7 protein-coding genes are annotated in these 19,839 nt (G+C 74.0%); 2 read left to right on the plus strand and 5 right to left on the minus strand.

The window, feature by feature from the left end; all coding sequences use genetic code 11:
* Positions 1-19: 19 nt before the first annotated feature.
* Both AB0P17_RS31070 and AB0P17_RS31075 read right to left on the minus strand, forming a co-directional pair.
* Entirely contained in the window at positions 20-9,787 is a 9,768-nt protein-coding gene (locus AB0P17_RS31070) for an amino acid adenylation domain-containing protein (RefSeq protein WP_365816018.1), read from the minus strand.
* Positions 9,784-13,965: an amino acid adenylation domain-containing protein gene (locus AB0P17_RS31075; RefSeq protein ID WP_365816020.1), complete on the minus strand. Its 4,182-nt coding sequence runs from the start codon at positions 13,963-13,965 to the stop codon at positions 9,784-9,786. The genes AB0P17_RS31070 and AB0P17_RS31075 overlap by 4 nt, the downstream gene beginning before the upstream one ends.
* Before the next feature lie 656 nt (positions 13,966-14,621).
* On the opposite strand from AB0P17_RS31075, the gene AB0P17_RS31080 reads away from it, so the two are divergent.
* The gene (locus tag AB0P17_RS31080; RefSeq protein WP_365816022.1) at positions 14,622-15,821 is read left to right on the plus strand and encodes a low temperature requirement protein A; all 1,200 of its coding nucleotides are present in this window, start codon (positions 14,622-14,624) and stop codon (positions 15,819-15,821) included.
* 57 nt (positions 15,822-15,878) lie between these two features.
* Here the strand turns inward: AB0P17_RS31080 and AB0P17_RS31085 are convergent, their stop codons facing one another.
* From AB0P17_RS31085 to AB0P17_RS31095, 3 genes are all read right to left on the minus strand, one after another.
* Positions 15,879-16,712, minus strand: a complete 834-nt coding sequence (locus AB0P17_RS31085; RefSeq protein ID WP_365816024.1) for an amino acid ABC transporter ATP-binding protein — start codon at positions 16,710-16,712, stop codon at positions 15,879-15,881.
* Positions 16,709-17,530, minus strand: a complete 822-nt coding sequence (locus AB0P17_RS31090; RefSeq protein WP_365816074.1) for an amino acid ABC transporter permease — start codon at positions 17,528-17,530, stop codon at positions 16,709-16,711. Before AB0P17_RS31090 ends, AB0P17_RS31085 begins: the two co-directional genes overlap by 4 nt.
* A 134-nt stretch (positions 17,531-17,664) precedes the next feature.
* Positions 17,665-18,573 (minus strand): ABC transporter substrate-binding protein, encoded by a 909-nt coding sequence (locus AB0P17_RS31095; protein WP_365816076.1) that lies wholly within the window; start codon positions 18,571-18,573, stop codon positions 17,665-17,667.
* 171 nt (positions 18,574-18,744) lie between these two features.
* Between AB0P17_RS31095 and AB0P17_RS31100 the strand changes: the two genes are divergently transcribed.
* The gene (locus AB0P17_RS31100; RefSeq protein WP_365816026.1) at positions 18,745-19,284 is read left to right on the plus strand and encodes a DinB family protein; all 540 of its coding nucleotides are present in this window, start codon (positions 18,745-18,747) and stop codon (positions 19,282-19,284) included.
* Positions 19,285-19,839: the final 555 nt, after the last annotated feature.

Below are 19,839 nucleotides of genomic sequence, written 5' to 3' on the forward strand. Positions count from 1 at the left end.
CGCCCGAGCCCCGCCGCCGTCACCCCGTGCGGGGGTCTCCGTACACGGCCGGGTTGATCGCCTCGGCCACCGCGGCCACGTACGGCTGCCGGACCACGCCGTAGTGCGTGGTGTCGAGCGGTTGCCAGGAACGCAGCTCCGGGAGGTACGGCCGCCACAGCGCCCGCTGTTCCTCCGGCGACCCCGCCGAGGGCATCCCCGCCACCGGCCGCCCCGCAAGCCACAACCGGGTGGGGGTGACCGCGAGCCGCCGCACCTCGTGCCCGGCCATGCTGCGCAGATTGGCCCGGCAGCACGCGGCGAGCCGCTCGGCGTAGGCCCGCGCGGCCACACCGGCCGACGAGCCGCCGCTGTGGCCGAGTTCGGCCGCGAAGACCGTTTCGAGCTGGGTCTCGTCGTACGCCTGGAAGCCCGCGCCGGCGCCCGGGGGCGGCGGGTCGAGCAGGTCGAGCGCGGCCACCGCCCGGCCCTCCGCCTCCGCCTCGGCGGCCATCTCCGCCGCCACCCACGCGCCGAAGGACCAGCCGGCCAGGCCGATCCGCCACTCCTCGGCGGGGAAGCGCGCGAGGAGCGCGGCGCGGTAGCGCCGGGCCCGTTCGGCCAGGGACCACGCCGGGCCGCCGGGGCGGCGCAGCGCCGGGTCGGCGATGAGACAGACGGTCAGCCGCGGGTCGAGGGCCGAGACCAGCGACCGGTAGGCCTGGATGTCACCGCCGACCGGGTGCACCAGGCACAGCACCTCGCGCCCGGGGTCTCCATGGCCCGCGCGCCCGGGGCCGCCCCGGCCGGTGCCCTCCTGCCAGACCTCCAGCTCCACGTCGACGTCGCCGGACCCGGACCCGGAGCCGGAGCCCGACACGGGGGCGAGCGGTGCCGCCCCTTCCGCGAGTGCCCCGGCGGGGGAGTGTCCGTCGTGGGCCGCCCCGGCCAGTCGCGTCAGGATCTCGTTGAGCGAGACCCGGTGGCTGAGCCAGGACAGTTCGAGTTCGACCCCGAAGTGCCGTTTGACCTCGCTGATCAGGTCCAGCATCGTCAGCGAGTCGGCACCCAGGTCGTAGAGCGGGAGGTCCGGGTCGAGCCGGTCCACCCCCATCCACTCGCACAGCCGCTCGGTGAGCAGCCCCACCGCGACCTCCATGGGCGTGGTCGCCGCCTCCCCCTCGGCCGCTGTCTCCGTTCCCGTCGCCGGAGCCTCGTAGAACACCCGGGACGCGTCGAGATCCGTGGTGGAGACGAGGAGTTGCGGCAGTCGCAGCGCCACGGCCCGCCCGAACAGCCGTTTGCCCTCCGAGACCGTCAGGCCGACCGCGAGGTGCGCCTGATGACGGGCGTCCGCCCCCGGGACGCGCAGGGCCATACCCGCCTCGCGCCACACGTCCCAGTTGACGGTGAGCCGCGCGGTGTTCCCGCCGTCGCCGGACCGGTGGTGGGCGAAGCCGTCGAGCAGCGCGTTGGCCGCCGCGTAGTCGAACTGGCCGACGCCGCCGAGCAGCGCCGACATCGAGGAGCAGTAGACCGCGAGCCCCGGCGCGTACCGCTCGATCAGCCGCTCCGTCAGCAGCGCGCCCCCCGCCTTCGCCGCCGTCGCGGTACGCGTCGCGGTGGCGTCACGCCGTACGATCAGGCCGCCCGCTCCCGCTCCGGCGGCGTGGATCACACTGTCGAGCCGCTCGGTCCGCGCCCCGATCAGGGCCATGGTCGCCGCGGACGCCGCCTCGGCGAGATCGGCCGCGATCAGCTCGACGCGGTCGGCCCAGGGTGCCAAATCCGCGGGGAGTACGGGGTTCCTGGCCAGGAGGAGGACCCGGCCCGCGGTACGTTCCAGCAGCCAGGCCGCGACGGCGCCGCCGATGCCGCCCGTGCCGCCCAGGACGAGGTGGACGCCGTCGGCGCCCGCCGCGACGTCCCCGCCGAGGGGGTCGGCCGGGCCGGCCGCGTCCGCCCGCACCGGCAGGGTGGTCCGCTCCCACCAGAAGCCCTGCCGCAGCGCGAGCTGCCCGGGCGTCCCGGGCGCGGCGTGGTCGGTGGCGGCCAGCAACGCGGCCACCTGGGGCGCCCAGCCGGCCGGTTCCGGGCTCGGCAGGTCCAGCCAGTGCCCGGCCGCCGCGCCCTCCTGCGGGGCCACTTCGACGGCGCCGGCCAGCAGATTCGACTCCGGCCGCCGTACGGGACCGTCCACCGGCCGGGCCCCGTACGACAGCCACCAGGGGCGCAGCCGTGCGGTGCCGGGACCGTCCGCCACCGCCCGCAGCAGCGCGGCCGGTGTGTCGAGGCAGGCCCAGTGGGCGCGTTCCAGTGTGTCGGCGCCGACCGGTCCGGCGAGCGCCAGCGGCAGCGCGTGGAGCCACTCGATGACGGTGCCCTTGCCGTCCTCGCCGTCCTCGCAGTCCCGGCCGTCCCAGCCGTCCCGGCCGCCCTCGCCGCTCTCTTCCGTCAGCGCGTCGAGGAGGGTGCGCAGGGACGCCGGGTCGGCCGGGTCGACCTCGAACCCGCCGTCGTCCCGCCGGGCGAAACCGGCGGCGGCGCGGACCCGTACCACCCGGGCGTGGACCGTTTCGAACGCGCGGACCAGCTCCGGCCGTACCGGACCGTCCGTCAGCACCACCACGAGCCGGGAGGTGCGCGCCGCGGCCGTGGTGGCGGCGTGGCGCAGCCGCACCCACTGGGGCTGGTGCAGCCACGCGTTCTCCGGGAGCCGTCGAGGCGTCTCCACGACCGCGGGCCCGGCCGGCGGCGTGGCGTCCGGCGCGGCCGTTCCCCCGGCCGGGGCGGCCGGCGGCGCGGCGCGCGCGAAGTCGTACTCCTCCGTCGCGAGGGCGGGCGGCGGGAAGTCCCACGGCGCCTGCGCGGGACCTTCGGGCCAGTCGATCGGCTGCCCGGCCGTCCACGCCGCCGCCAGCTCCGCCGCCGTCCGGCCGGTCGCCGGGATCGCCGCACCGGCCCGGACCTCGTCGGCCGAGGATGCCCCGTCCGCGGGCACGGCGTCCTCGGCCGCGGTGCGCAGCCACTCCACGGCGCCGGCCGCGTCCGGGCAGACCGCCGCGAGCCGCCAGCGACGGGCCGGCCGGCCCGCCTGCACATGGCGCAGGACCTGTCCGTACGCCTCGGGCCGCGCCGTCAGGTAGTCGGCGATCCGGGCGGCGTCGGCACGCAGCGCGCGCTCGCTGCTGCCCGACAGCGTCAGACAGGGCGCGATGGTGATCGGCACGACCGGTGCGACGGAGGGGACGGAGGGGACGAACGCGGCGGTTGCGGTGGGTGCGTTGGACGCGACCGACGAGAGCGACGAGAGCGGAGGCACCGCCGTGCCCGGCGGGAACGAGCCCGCCCGCACGGCCCCTTCGACGATGACATGGGCGTTGGTGCCGCCGATGCCGAAGCTGCTCACCGCCGCCACCCGGTCCCGGCCGGCGGGCCAGGGCCGTGCCTCGGTCGGGATGTAGAAGGGCGTCGGGTCCGGGCCGATCGCCGGATTGAGGGCGCGGAAGTCGGAGTGCGGCGGGATGAGACCGTGGTGCACGGCGAGGGTGGCCCGTATCAGCCCGACCACACCCGCGGCCGCCCCCAGATGCCCGATCTGGCTCTTGACCGAACTCAGGGCACAGCGGCCGGACTCCGTCATGTCGAACGCCTGGCGCAGCGCGCCGACCTCGACCGGGTCGCCCAGGGTGGTGCCGGTGCCGTGCGCCTCGACATAGCCGAGGTCCGCGCCGCTCCGGCCGCCGCGGCGCAGGGCGGCGCGGATCACCTCGCGCTGGCCGGCGAGGGAGGGCGCGCTGTAACTGAGCTTGTCGGAACCGTCGTTGTTGAGGGCCGAGCCGGTGATCACCGAGTAGACCGTGTCGCCGTCGCGCTCGGCGAGGCTCAGCGGCTTGAGCACCACCACACCGACACCGCTGGCGCCGACGGTGCCGCTCGCGTCGTCGCTGAAGGGCCGGCAGTGGCCGTCCACCGAGAAGATGTGCTGCGGCCGGTAGCGGTAGCCGCCGGTCAGTTCCATGTCGATCAGAACGCCGCCGGCCAGCATCACCTCCGCGTCGCCCTGGCGCAGCAGCCCGGCGGCGAGATGGACGGCGACCAGCGAACTGGCACAGGCGGCCTGGGCGGTGAAGGCGGGACCGGTCAGCCCCAGGTGGAAGGCGGCCTTGGTGGCGAGGAAGTCCTTGTCGTGGTGCAGGGCCAGCCGGAAACCGTCGGGCAGGAGAGCGGGGTCGGCCTCGCGCAGCATGGCCTGGAAGTACGTGTTCTCCCCGGCACCGGCGACCAGACCCACGCGCCGCGCGGACGGATCGGCGATCCCCGCGTGCGCCAGCGCGTCCGCGCAGCTCATCAGCAGATGACGCTGCTGGGGGTCCATCAGCCTGGCTTCCTGCGGGCTGAGGGAGAAGTGGCCGGGGTCGAAGGCGAGCGGACCGTCCAGCTGGCTGCGTGCCCCGACGACACCCTCGGGCGCGTCGAAGTACGTGATGCCGCTGCCGCCCGACCTCACCATCTCCCAGAAGGCGCCCAGATCCGGGGCGCCCGGCAGCCGTACCGCCATGCCGATCACGGCGATGGGCTCCGTGGCCGGGACAGTGGGCCGGCTCATGGTGAACGGGGACGGAGATGTGGACGGGGATGTGGGCGTCGACCCGTGGGCGGACGTGGGCGTGGGACTGGGGCCGGGCTTCTGGCCGTCGCCGTCGAGGAAGCGGGCCAGCGCGCGGAGGGTGACATGCTCGAACAGGTCGGCGATGCCGAAGTCCAGGCCCAGTTCGGTGGTGCAGCGCAGATGGAAGCGCATCAGGCCGAGGCTCGACGCCCCGGCGTCGAAGAAGGTCTGCTCGGGCCCGATGGGTGAGCCGGTCGCGGTCTCGAAGGCCGCGGCAAGCCGTGCCTCCAGCTGTGCCTCCGGACGTGCCTCCGGACGTGCCTCCGGACGTGCTGTCAGGGGGACGGCCCCGGTGTCGCGGGGCAGCTCCGTACCGGGGGCCCGCAGGGCGCCGTCGCGGTCGAGTTTGCCGCTCGGGGTGCGCGGGAGGGAGTCCAGCCGCCGGAACCGGTCGATCCGTACATGGGCCGGCAGCAGCGTCGCGAGATGGGCCGTGATTTCCCGGACGGGCGGCGGGACCGTTCCCGCCGTGGGCCCCTGGCCGGCGCGGAACTGGAGGCAGGCCACCAGGTGTTCGCCGTCGCGTACCACCACGGCCTGGACGATCTCCGGGTGGCGCAGCAGGGCCGCCTCCACCTCGCCCAGCTCCAGCCGGTGGCCGCTCAGCTTGATCTGCTGGTCGTCCCGGCCCCGGTAGTGCAGCAGGCCCTCCCGGTCGAAGGAGGCGCGGTCGCCGCTGCGGTAGAAGAGGCCGAGGCCGGGCACCTCCACGAACCGCGTCTCGTTGAGCGCCGGGTCGCCGAGGTAGCAGCGGTCGGCCATGGTGCCGCCGATCAGCAGATCGCCGGTGCACCCGGGCGGGACCGGCTCGCCCGCCTCGTCCACCACGCGCAGCACCGCGCCCGCGACCGGCCGCCCGATGGCGGGACGGTCCGGCCAGCGCGCCGGGTCGCCGTCGAGGCGGAGCGCGCTCACCACATGCGTCTCGGTGGGACCGTAGTGGTTGAAGAGCCGCGCGCCCGGCATGCCAGCGAACCAGCGGCGGATCGCGTCGGTGCACACGAGCTGTTCGCCCGCGGTCACCACCTCGCGCAGCCGCGCCGGGTACCGGCCCAGGTGCACCGCGTGCTCGGCGAGGAGTTGCAGCGCGACGTACGGCATGAACACACGCTCCGCGCCGGCCGACTCCAGTTGGGCGAGGAGCGCCGGCGGATCCTGCCGCCAGGCGGGCCGTACGAGGTGCAGGCACCCACCGCCGCACAGGGTGCCGAAGATCTCCTGGAAGGAGACGTCGAAGGAGAGCATGGAGAACTGCTGGGTGGCGGCGGGCCCCGCCAGACCGCCGGACTCCGCCTGCCACTGGAGCAGGTTGCACAGCGTACGGTCGGAGACCCGCACCCCCTTGGGGACGCCGGTGGAGCCCGAGGTGAACAGGGTGTACAGCGGCCGTGCGCCGTCGTGCGGTGGTACGGGCGGGGCGGCGGCCGTCGACAGTGTGACGGTGTGACGTGCGACGCCACCCGGGTCCACGGCGTCGAACGCCGCCTCGCCGCCGGGGGCGAGCAGCACGCAGAGCGGGTCCACCCGCTCCAGGATCCGCCGCAACAGGGCGGGCGGGTACGACGGGTCGAGCGGTACGACGGTCAGGTTGAGCCGCGCCAGGGCCAGCAGCGCGACCACGTGCTCGACCGAGGGTTCGAGGTGGAGCGCGACATGGCAGGGGCGGCCGTCGTCCTCCGGCAGCGGATGGGCGGCGAGCAGCTCGGCGGCGAGGGCCCCCGCGTAGGCGTCGAGTTCGGCATAGCCGACGGTGCCGCCGGCGCTGCTCAGGGCGGGCGCGCCGGGCGTCCTGGCGACCTGGCGGGCGAACCCTTCCGCCACGGTGGTCCAGGCCGGGGACGCCGCCGTGCCGCGCCCCGGATCGGGCAGCGCCCGGCGGTACGGGGCCGCCAGCTCGGCCGGTGTCGTGGTCACCCCGTCCGCGAGCAGATCGAGACCGCGGTTGAACAGGTCGGCCAATGCGGCCACTTCGGCCGCCGTGACGTGGCCGTCGGCGTACTCCCACAGGCAGTCGAGGCTGTCCCCGCGCTCGACCACGGAGAGGGTCAGCGGGCACTTGGCCTCGGCGGGCGGCCACCACAGCGGCCGGGTGGCGGACCGCGGCAGGGCGAGCGCGCCGAAGTCGGTGTTCTCCAGGACGAACAGGAAGTCGAACGGCGATGAACCGGCCCCCGCGGCCCGGTCGGCGAGGACATCGGCCAGGGCCACGTCCTGCAGCTCCAGCACCGCACGCGCCCCGGCCCCCAGCCGGGCCACCTGGCCGCGCAGGTCGGCGCGGGGCTCGACGGCCGACGGCAGCAGAACCGTGTTGGCGAACATCCCGACGCTGTCCTCGAACTCCCGCACCGGCCGGTTGGCCACGGGTCCGGCCAGGCGCGGCCGGGTCCTGCCGGTCACTCCGTACAGCGAGCAGGCGAAGACACCGAGCAGCAACTCGAAGCGGGTCAGGCCGAGTTCGGCACAGAGCCGGTCCACGGAGGCGCGTCGCGCCGCGTCGAGCCGGGTGTGCAGCAGCCGCCCGGGGGAGAAGCCGTCGGCGTTCGTAGGCATGGCCTGCTGCTCCGCCGCCGCGCCGAGGCCCGCGTAGTGGTCGCGCAGGGCACGGCGCTGCTCCTGGTAGGCGGGGGCGTCGAACCAGTCGCGCTGCCAGACGGCGTAGTCGAGCGGCGTCGGCGCCTCGGACAGCGACAGGGACGGGGGCAGGGACGGGGGTTCCGCCGGATCCGGTGTCGCCTCCGGGGCCTGGGGGGCGGCCGGGTCCCGGAGGGCGGTCGCGTATCCGGCCGACAGATCGGCCAGCAGGACATTGAGGGACCAGCCGTCGACCGCGATGTGGTGCAGTTGCAGGAACAGCACACCGCCGCCGCTCCGCGGCAGCCAGCTCACGCGCAGCATCCGGGGCTCGGCCAGATCGAAGGGCCGGCCGAAGAACGCGTCGGCGAAGGCCCGTACGGGGCTGTCCTCGTCGGCCAGGTCCTCGTCGGCCGTGTCGCCAACGACCGTGTCGCCAACGGCCGTGTGCGGGCCGGGCGTATCCGGAACGGGCGCGCTCCAGGGGTCGTACGGTTCGCCCACCACCTGGCGCAGCCCCTCGGGCGCCGCCTCGAAGCCGGTGCGCAGCGCCGGGTGCCGGGCGACCAGCCCGCGCAGGGCCCGGCGCAGCGCGATCATGTCGACCGTACCGTCCACCCGGAACGCCTGGCCCACGTGGTAGGCCCGGGAGCCGGGGGAGCGCTGCTGCAGGAACCACAGGCGCTGCTGCTCGCTCGTGGCGGGAGCGGTCCAGGCCCCGGAGGGGGCGGCGGGCACCGGATACGTCCGCGTGGTCTCCGTGGTCCGCGCGGGCTCTGTCGGCCGCGTGTCGCCGATCGCGTCGGCGATCCCGGCGAGGCTCCCGTCGAGCACCGCCGTCTGGGCCAGCTCGCGGCCCCAGCGCCGCCGTATCTCGAAGCGGAGCCGCAGGGCCTTGAGCGAATCCCCGCCGAGGGCGATCCAGCGGTCGTCGAGCCGCGCGTCCGGTACGCCGAGGATCCCCGCCGCCAGGTCGAGCACCGCTCGCTGGCGCGCCGTGCCGGCCCCCGGCGCCGCACCGCCGTCCGGGCGCCAGGGCGGGGTGCCGAGGCCCAGCAGCGCGGCCTGGTCGACCTTGCCGTTGGCGGTCCGGGGAAGGGCGTCGACGCGGTGGAGGCGGTGCGGGCGCATATAGGCCGGCAGCCCGTCCGCGAGATGGCGGTCGAACTCCTCGAAGGACACGTCCCGCCCGAACACCACGTACGCCAGCAGCTCGTTGGGCCCGTGCTCCCCGTCGCGACGGGTGCACACGTAGGCCTGGCGGACCTCGGGATGCGCCACGATCCGCCGCTCCACCTCGCCCGGCTCGATCCGGAAGCCGCGTACCTTCACCTGGCGGTCGGCGCGCCCGATGTACTCGATCACACCGTCGGCGTCCGCGCGCACGAGGTCGCCGGTGCGGTAGTACCGCGTACGGCCGCCGTCGTGCCACGGGAGCCGGACGAAGCGGCGCGCCGTCTCCTCGGGGAGACCCCGGTACCCGGCCGCCAGGCCCGCGCCGGAGAGCAGGAGTTCGGCCGTTTCGCCGGGCGCGGCCGTCCGCTCCGTGCCGGGCACCACCAGCAGGGTCCCGGTCTCCGGCAGCGCCCGCCCGATCGGTATGCGGTCCCCCGCGCCATCACGCGGGATGGGGTGGCAGAGCGCGAACGTGGTCGCCTCCGTCGGCCCGTAGACGTTGTGGAGCCGGGTCGCTGCGGCCGCGTTGTGGGCGTACCAGCGGCGTATCACGGCCGCGTTGAGCTGTTCGCCGCCCACCAGGAGCTGGCCGACCCCGGCGAAGCAGTCGGGCACCGTGTCGACCACGGCGTTGAACAGCGCCGTCGTGACGAACGCCGTGTCGATGCGCTCCCGCAGCAGCGCCGCCGCCAGTCGGTGCGGGGTACGGACGGCCTCGTCGCCGAGGATGACACAGCGGCCGCCGGTCAGCAGCGGCACCCACACCTCGAAACTCAGGGCGTCGAAGGCCGGGTTGGCGAGGCAGGCGTAGCGCGCGCCCTCGGCCGGGGGCCCGGGATAGCCGGGCCCGGCGAGCGCGAGGCGCAGGATGCCCGAGTCCCCCACCTCGACACCCTTGGGCACGCCGGTCGTTCCCGAGGTGTAGAAGACGAAGGAGACCGGTGGGTCGGTGAACGGCCGCTCGAGATCGCCCTGTTGTGTGAAATCGCCCGGGTCCGTGGTGAGAAGCCCGGTGACCGGCAACGGCCGTACGGAGTCCGGGAGGCCGTCCGGGGGTGTCCCGCCGTGGAGTACCGCCACACTGCCCGAGTCGGTGAGGATGTGGCGGCGCCGCTCCGGGGGGCTCTGCAGATCGAGGGGGACGACCCGGGCGCCGAGGCGCAGCACGCCGAGCATGGCGCAGACCTGCTGCCAGGAGCGGGGCAGGGCGAGGGCCACCGCCTGGCCGGGACGCACCCCGGCGCGGCCCAGCCCCCGGGCCACCGCCTCGCCCGTCGCGGCGAGTTCGGTGTAGTCGAGCCGCCGCTCCCCGTCGCTCACGGCGATGGCACGCGGGGTGCGCAGGGCCTGTGCGTACACCGCCCGCGCCAGTCCGGTCGCCGGTCTCATCGTGCCTCCAGCGTGGTGGACGCGAGCCGGGCCAGCTCCGCGGTGATCAGCTCGGCCACCCGTGGCACCGCGTCGCTCTCCAGCATGTCCCAGTGGCCGCATGCCACCGGTTCGGTCAACAGCCCTTGTCCGGCCCGCTGTTGCCAGAACTCCCGTACGCGGGAACCGTCCTCGCGGTCGGCGTCGTCCGCACCGTCCGGGGTGGCCTGGACGAACACCAAACGGGCCGCCGACGGTGGCGGGAGATAGTCCCGGGCGGTCATCCGGTTGTGGTTGTAGACCCGGAAGTACCGGTCGATCTGGTCGTCCTCGATACCCGGGTACATACCGTTGAACCGGACCAGTTTCTCCCGGAACTCGGCCGCGTCCACCGGTTCGATCGCCGCGCGTTCCACCGCGTCCTCCGTTCCGTGGGTGTCGAGCAGGACCACACTGAGCCGCGGATGCCCCGCGGCCGCCAGCCGCCGCCCCATCTCGTGGGCGACCAGACCGCCGTACGAGAGCCCGCACAGGACCAGGGACTCGCCGGGCAGCGGATCGACGCGTTTCAGATACTCCTCCGCCATGGCCTCGACGCTCGGCAGCGGCAGCTCGCCCGCGTTGATGCCGGGGGACTGGATGCCCTGGACGCCCACGCTCGCGGGCAGGGCGGCGGCCAGCGGCAGATAGCAGAACGCGGTGCCGCCGGCCGGATGGACACAGACCACCCGCCGCTCCCCGTCACCGGCGCGGAACTCGACGAGGTGATCGTCCCGGCCGCCCGGCCCCGGCTGCCCCGTGGCCCCCTTCCGCAGCCGCTCGGCCAGCGCCTCGACCGTCGGGTGCAGGAGGATGTCCCGGATCGGCAGGTCCTCGCCGAACTCCTCGTGGACGGCGTGGGCCACCTTGATCGCGGAGATGGAGGTGCCGCCCAGGTCGAAGAAGTTGTCGGTGATCCCGATACGGGGATGGAGCAGCAGCCGGCTCCAGATCCGGTGGAGCGCCATTTCGACGTGGTCCCGCGGGGTGGCCGTGTTGACCTGGGACGGCAGTGTGGCGCGGGAGCGCTCCAGCAGTTCCGTACGGTCCAGCTTGCCGCTCCGGTTCAGCGGCAGCCGCGGGAACTCGACGAAGACCGAGGGGATCAGATAGTCGGGCAGCCGTTCCGCCAGCGCCGCCCGCCACTCGTGCGTCGGCCGGGGCTCTCGCGGCGGCCCGGCGGCGGTGTCGCCCCGGCCGATGCCCGCCACCAGACGCGGCTCACCCGGGCCGGCGCGGTCGGCGAGCACGGCCGCCTCCCGCACCCCGGGCAGGGCCAGCAGCGCCGCCTCCACCTCGCCGGGTTCGATCCGGAAGCCGCGCAGCTTGATCTGGTCGTCCACGCGTCCCGCGTACACGGCGTTGCCGTCCGGCAGCCACCGGGCCAGATCGCCCGTACGGTACATCCGCTGTCCGGGCACGAACGGGTCGGGCACGAACCGCTCCGCCGTCAGGTCCGGGCGGTGCGCGTATCCGTGGGCCAGGCCGGCGCCCGCGACGAAGACCTCGCCCGCCACCCCGGGCGGCACCGGCCGCAGCCGTTCGTCCAGCAGATAGAGCCGGGTGCCCGGCAGGGGCCTGCCGATCGGGCAGGGCCGCTCCAGCGGCCGGAAGTCGGTGTACGCCGTGGTGTACAGCGTCGCCTCGGTCGGCCCGTAGCCGAAACAGACGCGGAGCCCGGGCAGGACCTGTCCCATCCGGTACAGAGCCGCCTCGGGCAGGGATTCCACCCCCGTCAGCAACTGCCGCAGAGCCAGCCCCGCCAGGCGCTCCGCCGGATCCTCGTCGATCCACTTGACGTAGGCCGGGGGCAGGAACGCCTGCGTGACGCGGTGCTCCCGCAGCCAGCCCATCAGCGCCCGCGGGTCGCCGCGCAGCTCGTCGGGGACCAGATGCAGTACGGCGCCGGTCGTCAGCGGCAGGAGGAGTTCGTGCACCGAGCCGTCGAAGCCGATGCTCGACCAGGCCGACGCCGCCTCGCCGGGAGTCTCCCCGAACCGCGCCAGCCACTGGTCGAACAGATTGGTCACGGATCGGTGCGTGACCACGACACCCTTGGGCCGCCCGGTCGAGCCGGAGGTGTAGATGACGTAGGCGGGATCCGACGGGTGAACCGCGGCCCGGGGCGCGCCGTCGTCACCACCCCCGCCGTCACCGCCCCCGCCGTCCGCGGCCTCGGCCTCGACCGCGGTCAGGGACCGCCAGGGGTCCGGCGGCGCGGCGAGGTCGCTCAGCACCAGCGCGGGTACGGCGTCCTCCACCATGGCCGCCAGCCGCCCGGCGGGCTGGCCGGGGTCGAGCGGCAGATAGGCGGCGCCCGCCGTGAGGATGCCGAGGACCCCCACCACCAGCTCCGCCGACCGCCCGGCGTGCAGCCCCACCACCTGGCCGGGGCCGACTCCACGGGCGACCAGGGCACGGGCGAGCCGGTCGACGCGCCGCCCCAGCGCGGCGTAGTCGAGCCGTGCCCCCTCGTGCACCACCGCGGCCCCGGCGGGGCGGAGGCGTACCTGGGCCTCGAAGCGCTCCACCAGGGAGGGCGACGGAGGACCAGGGGGGACCGCGACCGGTGGCCAACTGCCGTCGTTCGTGCTCCAGTTCGCCAGCAGCTCCCGCTGCTCCCGCGCGTCCATGAGCGTGAGGTCCGCCATCTCCCGGTCGGGCCGCTCGACCAGACCCGCCAGCACGCGGGGCAGGTAGCGCGCGTACCGCTCGACCGTCCCCCGGTCGAACAGGGCGCTCGCGTAGTCCAGATCGCCGACGATCCGGCCGTCCTCCTCCGTCAGCGCCAGCACCAGGTCGAACTTGGCCGGCGCGTACGGGATGTCCAGCGGCTCCGCCGTCACACCGGGCAGCTCCATCAGCCCGCGCAGCGACGGCACCCAGGCGAACATGGTCTGGAAGAGCGGCGAGTACGCTGGACTCCGCGGCGGGTTGACGAGTTCCACCACACGTTCGAACGGCAGATCGCTGTGGCGCAGGGCCCCACGGAGCGCGCCGCGCACACGGTGCAGCAGGGCCGCGCCCGTCGGTGATCCCGAGAGATCGATCCGGAGCGCGAGGGTGTTGACGAAGAAGCCCATCAGATCGGCGACATCGCCGCGCCGGCGGTTCGCCGTCGGCGCGCCGACAACGATGTCGGACTGCCGGGTCAGCTGCCCGAGCACCACGGACCAGCCGGTCAGCAGCGTCGAGTACAGAGTGACGCCGTGCCGCCGCGCCAGGTCCTTCAGCGCCGCGGTGAGCTCCGCGTCGATGCTGACCCGTACCCGGCCGCCCCGGTAGTCCTGCTCGGGAGGGCGGGGCCGGTCGGTCGGCAGCTCCAGCAGCGGCGGGGCTCCGGCCAGTGTCCCGGTCCAGTAGGCGCTCTGCGCGGCCAGCTCCGCCCGGGCGGCGGGCTCCTCGCCGGACAGCCACTCCCGCTGCCAGGCGGCGTGGTCGGAGTACTGCCAGGTCAGCGGCGGCAGTACGGCGGCGTCCCGCACGTCCGGCGCGTCCCGCGTGCCCGGCGCGTCCCGCACGTCCTCCTCGGCGCGGTCGGCGGACGCGTCGTCCTGGGGACGCTCACCGCGTACGAACGCGGTGTAGAGCAGGCCCAGTTCACGCAGCATGATGTCCCGGGACGCCCCGTCGAAGACGATGTGATGCACCGTGATGAGCAGGACATGGTGGTCCGCGCCCAGCACCAGCAGCCGGCCACGGGCCAGCGGGCCCCTGGCGAAGTCGAAGGGGGCCGCGGACTCCTCGTACCGCCGGGTGGCGAGCCGCGCCTCCGCGTCCGGACGCCCCGTCAGGTCCTCCACCACGAGGGCGAAACCTGTGCCGGGCGGGTCGATCCACTGGTACGCCTCGCCCTCCCCGGGCACGATCCTGGTACGCAGTGACTCGTGCCGGGCGACCAGCGCGTCGAGCGCCCGGCGCAGCACCGTACGGTCCAGCGGCCCCCGCAGGGAGAAGGCCACCGGCTCGTTGTACGCCGCGCCGGCCCCCTCCAACTGCCCCAGCATCCACAACCGCTGCTGCGCCGCCGACAGGGGAGCCCGCGTCCCCCGCCCCGTGTCCGGTTCGTCGCCGCCGGACGGCGGGACGGCGCGGGGCGGCGGTGCGGTCGAGGCGGGAGAGGTGTGCGAGGTGTGCGAGGAGCTGCGTATCGCCGACATGACCAGCCCTTTCCCCTGGGAGAGGCTCAGTGGGGGATGAGATCGCGCGGGTGGGTGGTGCGGGGGCGCGCCGCGGACGTCGTCGTCACGCGGGGTGTGGACCGCGCCCGCCTCGGTGCGTCGAGGCACCGCCGGTCGTTCTCTGCCCGTGCCAGTGTGTGTATGCGTGGCAGTGAGGAGTGTCGATGGGGGTGTCGATGGGGAGCGGTGTCGATGTCGGTGTTGTCGGTGCGGGTGTGCGTGTGCTGTGCGTGTGCGTGTGCGTGTGCGTGTGCGCGTGCATGTCGCCGACCGGACGCCGGGCCACCGACGGCCCTTCGGCGTCACTGGCTCGATGATGATTGGACAGGATTCTGATCATGTCAATGGTTGCCCGGGGCAGGGAAACGCCGTGCCCCGCAGAGGTTTCGGACGGCAATCAGACCCACGGCAGCGGAAGTTGACCCGACGGAACAGCCTCATACGGAGGTGACGGGTCCGCGTGGCCGCCCCGCCCCGGCCGCCGGGAGGCTCCGGGCGCTACCCGGTGGTGCCCGTACGTTCCTCCCACCTTGCCCTTCCGGGCAGACGCGGGGTGCCGGGGTTTGGCGGCGCCACACGGGGGCAGGGAGCGCGCCCTACCCGCCCGCCGCGTGCCGCTCTGGTGTGCTGGGTCCATGACGCCGACCACCGCAGCGGGGCCGCTGCGCCGGATGACCGCGCGCAGCCGTACCGAGGCGCACCGCACCGCGACCCCGCTGGAACTCTTCTTCGACCTGTGCTTCGTCGTGGCGGTCGCCCAGGCCGGGGCGCAGCTCGTGCACGCCCTCGCCGAGGGACATCCGGTCGCCGGGATCACCGGCTACCTCTTCGTGTTCTGGGGCGTGTGGTGGGCCTGGATGAACTTCACCTGGTTCGCCTCCGCCTACGACTGCGACGACGTACCGTACCGGATCGCGGTGCTCCTCCAGATCTGCGGGGTGCTCGTCTACGCCGCGGGCGTGCCCCGGGCCTTCGTCGACAACGACTGGAGTGTCACGCTCATCGGCTATGTGATGATGCGGGTGCCCCTGACCGCGCAGTGGCTCCGGGCGGCCCTGTCGGAGCCCGCGGGGCCGGCCCGGCGTACCGCCGTGCGCTACGCGGCCGGCGTGGCGCTCTGCCAGGTCGCCTGGGCGACGCTGCTGGTCGCGCCGGAATACCTGAGGCACTGGCTGTTCCTGATTCTGGTCGTCGCCGAACTGCTGGTGCCGGTGGTCGCGGAGCGGGTCCACCGGACGCCCTGGCACCCGCACCACATCGAGGAGCGCTACGGTCTGTTCACCCTGATCGTGCTGGGCGAGACGATGTCCGCCGCGACCGTCGCCGTCCAGGAGGCCCTGGACGAGAGCGAGGCGCTCGGGGAACTGCTGCCCATCGCCGCCGGGGGCGTTCTCATCGTGTTCGCCGCGTGGTGGGTCTACTTCGCGGTCCCCGCGCACGAGCGGCTGACCGGCAACCGGCAGGCGTTCCAGTGGGGATACGGACACTTCGTCATCTTCGGGTCGGCCGCCGCCATCGGCGCCGGGCTGGAGGTGGCCGTGGAACACGCGGTGGGCAAGGCACCGATCTCCGCACTCGCCGCCTCCGCCGCCGTGACCGTACCGGCGGCGCTCTTCCCGTTCACCGTCTGGCTGCTGCACGCGCGCCACTTCAAGACCGGTCCGGCGCAGCAACTCGTCCTGCCGGTCGCGGCCCTGGCGACGGCCGCCTGCACGTTCGCGGGCACCTGGGCGGTACTCGCCGCCGGTCTGGTGGCGGCGGCGAGCGTCGCGGTCGGGGTGACGCTGGCCGAGCGCCCCGGGCGGCCCGCCCGGGGCGCCGTGCGGCCGGGATGACCCGAGCCGGCGGGGGACGTGGTCGTCCGGCTGTCGACCGGATCCGGACGACCGGCCCTAAAGCCGCCCCGCCTCGACGATCCGGCGCAGGAACCGCCGCGTACGGTCCTGTCGGGGGGCGCCGAAGACCTCCTGCGGTGTGCCGCGCTCCAGCACCACTCCCGCGTCCAGGAAGCACACCTGGTCCGCGACCTCGCGGGCGAATCCCATCTCGTGGGTGGCGAGCACCATCGTCATGCCGTCGCTCTTGAGCTCCCGCACGACCGACAGCACCTCACCGACCAGTTCGGGGTCGAGCGCCGCCGTGATCTCGTCGAGGAGCAGCAGCCGCGGGCGCACCGCGAGGGCGCGCACGATGGCGGCGCGCTGCTGCTGCCCGCCGCTGAGCCGGTCCGGGTACTCCTCCGCCTTGTCGCCGAGCCCGAGCCGCGCCAGCAGTTCACGGGCGCCCGCCTCGGCCTCCTCGCGGGGGACGCCGAGGACCCGGCGCGGCGCGAGGGTGACGTTCCGGAGGACCGTCATGTGCGGGAAGAGGTTGTACGACTGGAACACGACGCCGATCCGGCGGCGCACCGCGTCGGCGTCGGCCCGCGGATCGGTGATCTCCTCCCCGTCGAGGAAGATCGCCCCGTCGTCGATCTCCTCCAGCAGGTTCGCGCACCGCAGCAGGGTCGACTTGCCGGAGCCGGAGGCGCCGATCAGCGCGGTCACGGTGTGCGGGGCCACGTCCAGGGTGACGTCGCGCAGGACGACCCGGTCGCGCCCGAAGCTCTTGCGCACGGATTCGAGGCGCAGGACGGGGGTGGCGCCGGCGCCGGTCCCGGGCGTGCCCGGCGCGGGTACCGGCGTGATGTCCGGGGCGTCGGCGGCGTCGGTGGCGTCGGCGGTCATACGGTGCCTCCTTGCGCGCGGCGGCGGTCCATCCGGGCGGTGACCCAGTCCGTGAACCGGGTCATCGGGATCGTCAGCGCGACGAAGACGAGCCCCGCGACCACGTACGGCGTGTAGTTGAAGTACTTTCCGGCGATGATCTGCGCCGCGTACACGGCGTCCACGGCCCCCGCGATCGAGACGAGACCGGTGTCCTTCTGGAGCGACACCAGATCGTTGAGGAGCGGCGGCACCACCCGCCGTACCGCCTGCGGAAGCACCACGTACCGCAGCGTCCTCGCCCGCGACAGCCCCAGGGAACGGGCCGCCGCCCGCTGGGAGGGGTGTACGGACTCGATGCCGGCCCGGAAGACCTCGGCGACATAGGCGGAGTACGTCAGGACGAGCGCGGTGCCGCCGAGCAGCACCGGATCGGTGGTGACACCCTGCAGCCGCAGCGCCGGCACGCCGAAGACGACCATCAACAGGCAGATGATCAGCGGCAGTCCGCGGAAGAAGTCGGTGTACGCGGTGGCCAGCACGCGGACCGGGAAGAAGACCGGGCCGCGCAGGGTACGGGCGACCGCCAGCAGCAGCCCGAGGACGAGGACACAGGCGCCGCAGACCGCCAGCAGCCGGAGGTTGAGCAGCAGCCCGTCGAGGACCCGGGGCAGCGCCATCCGGGCGTACTCGGCGCTGAAGAAGGTCTCGCGGGTACGCTGCCAGCCCGGCGAGCCGGTGATGACCACGAAGAGGACGGCGCCCGTGACCAGGGTGGAGAGCGCGGCGACGGCGGTGGCGCGGCGGGCCCGGGCGCGCTTGTACCGCTCACGCTCGATCCGCCGCGCCGACGGTGTGTACGGATCCTCCGCGCCCGCGCCCCTGGTGCCGGCGCTCTCGTGGTGGCCGTCGGCGCCGTTCCCGTCCGTGCCGTCCCCGCCGGGGGACTTCCCCACGCGGACGCCTCCGCCGCTCACTTGAGCACCGGCACGTCGACGGCGTCGGAGAGCCACCGCTTCTCCAGCTCCGCGAGGGTGCCGTCCGCGCGGAGCGTGTCGACCGCCCGGGTGACACAGGAGGTCAGCGCGCTGCCCTTGTCGAGGACCAGCCCGAACTGCTCCGCGTCGCCGGAGGAGCCGGTGAACTGCCCGACGACCTTCGCGTCGGGGACCTCGGCCGAGGTGATGTAGAAGGCGGTCGGCAGATCGACGACGATCGCGTCGACCTGGCCGTTGCGCAGCGCCGACTTGGCGAAGTCGTTCTTCTGGAAGACCGCGGGCTGCCGCGACGGCTTGATGATCTCGTCGACCGTGTCGAGGCTGGTGGTGCCGACCTGGGCGCCGAGCTTGGCGCCCTTCAGCGCCGCGGCGTTCTTCGCGCCCGCGAACGGGGACGACTTCAGCGCGACGACGGCCTGACGGACGTCGTAGTAGCCGGAGGAGAAGTCGACGGCCCGCTTGCGTTCGTCACTGATGGAGACCTGGTTGATGTCGAAGTCGAAGCTCTTGGAGCCCGGCGCGAAGGAGTTGTTGAACGGTACGGTCTGCCACACCACCTGATCCGCCCCGTAGCCGAGGGTCTTGGCGACGGCGTACGCGACGGCGGACTCGAAACCCTTGCCGCTCGCCGGGTCGTCGTCCTGGAACCAGGGGGCGTAGGCCGGTTTGTCCGTTCCGACTGTCAGCTTCCCCTTGGTCCGGGTCGCGAGCCCGCCCGCGGCGCAGCCGGAGCCGGACGCGGACGCAGGCCCGGACGCGCCCGTCGGCGTACCGGCGGCCGGCGGATCGTCCTGTGGGGCGCACCCCGTGGCGGCGGCGACCGTGAGGGCGAGGACGGCGGGGAGGAGGCTCCTGGCGGCGAGGCTCCTGGCAGTGAGGGACATGGCGGTGAGGCGCATGGCGGGAGAGTGCCATCGTGCGGGGGCGTCTGTCGAGATCAGGGCATTGCGGCCGGGTGAATTCCGCCGCGGGCCAACGGCCGCCGGCGTGGGGTGGCGCCCGGCGGCTCGTAAAGGCGTTTGCCCGGTGATCGCGGACGCTGCCAGGCTCTGCGGGTGACGACAGCCCGAGCCGAACTGCTGACCCGCCAACTCGACCTGACCTGGTCCCTGTTCGAGTACTACCTGCGGGATCTGGACGACGCCGCCTGCCTCTGGGAGCCGGCGCCGGACTGCTGGACCGTGCGCCCCGACGGCCGGGGCGGCTGGGCGGCCGACTGGGAGACGACGGAACCGGACCCCGCCCCGGCCACCTCGATCGGCTGGCTCACCTGGCACATCGGCTACTGGTGGACGACCACCCTCGCCCACTGCTTCGGGCCGGGCGCGCCCGCACGCGAGGAGATCACCTGGCCGGGCGGCGCCGACGCGGCCGCGACGTGGCTGCGCGGGCTGAAGGACGAGTGGCGCGCGGCGCTGCTCCCGCTCACCGACGCCGAGCTCGACTCCACCGACCGGACCGCCGGGCTGCCCTGGGGAGAGGAGACGGCCCTGGTCGACGTCGTGAGCTGGGTCAACTTCGAACTGGCCAAGAACGTCGCGGAGATCGGCCTGACCCAGCGCTTCCACGTGCGGGCCGGGGCCGCGGACCGCTAGGGCGTGTTTCGAAAGTCCCGCCTGGCTCGCGGCGTCTGGCAGGCACGCTCGCCGCGTTGTCGGAGTCGTCCACGTACGGCCAGGCCATCGAGGGCGCCGATCCTCCGCCTTGCGATCGCGCTCGGCGTCCACAGGACGAGTCAATGTGCCGAGACGGAGCGAGCGGAGCGAGTGCAGTGCACCAGACGCCGCGAGCCCCGCCCTGCGGGCGGACGGCGCTACTTTCGCAACACGCCCCAGGACCGGGTACGCGGGGCTGGCGCACCACAGAACTGCCGTACCGCAGGACCGCTGTACGGGTACGGCCCGGTACGGCTCGACCGGACGTCGTTGCGCCGTCGCGTTCGCATACGGACCCGTTGAGGAGGCTTTCCGCCGGTGTGATCCCACACCGGCGGAAAGCCTTTTCTTCTGAGCGGCAGATCTTTTGACGGATGATGAGAAAGTTCCAGAGATTCGTACCGAACCTCTGGACAGCTCCCACCCGGCGTCCTAATGTCTCGGCCCACCGGACAAGTGTTTCGACGCGGTAACACCGCAGCCGCCCGGCGTTCA

The organism is Streptomyces sp. NPDC088124, assembly GCF_040685895.1.
GTDB lineage: Bacteria > Actinomycetota > Actinomycetes > Streptomycetales > Streptomycetaceae > Streptomyces.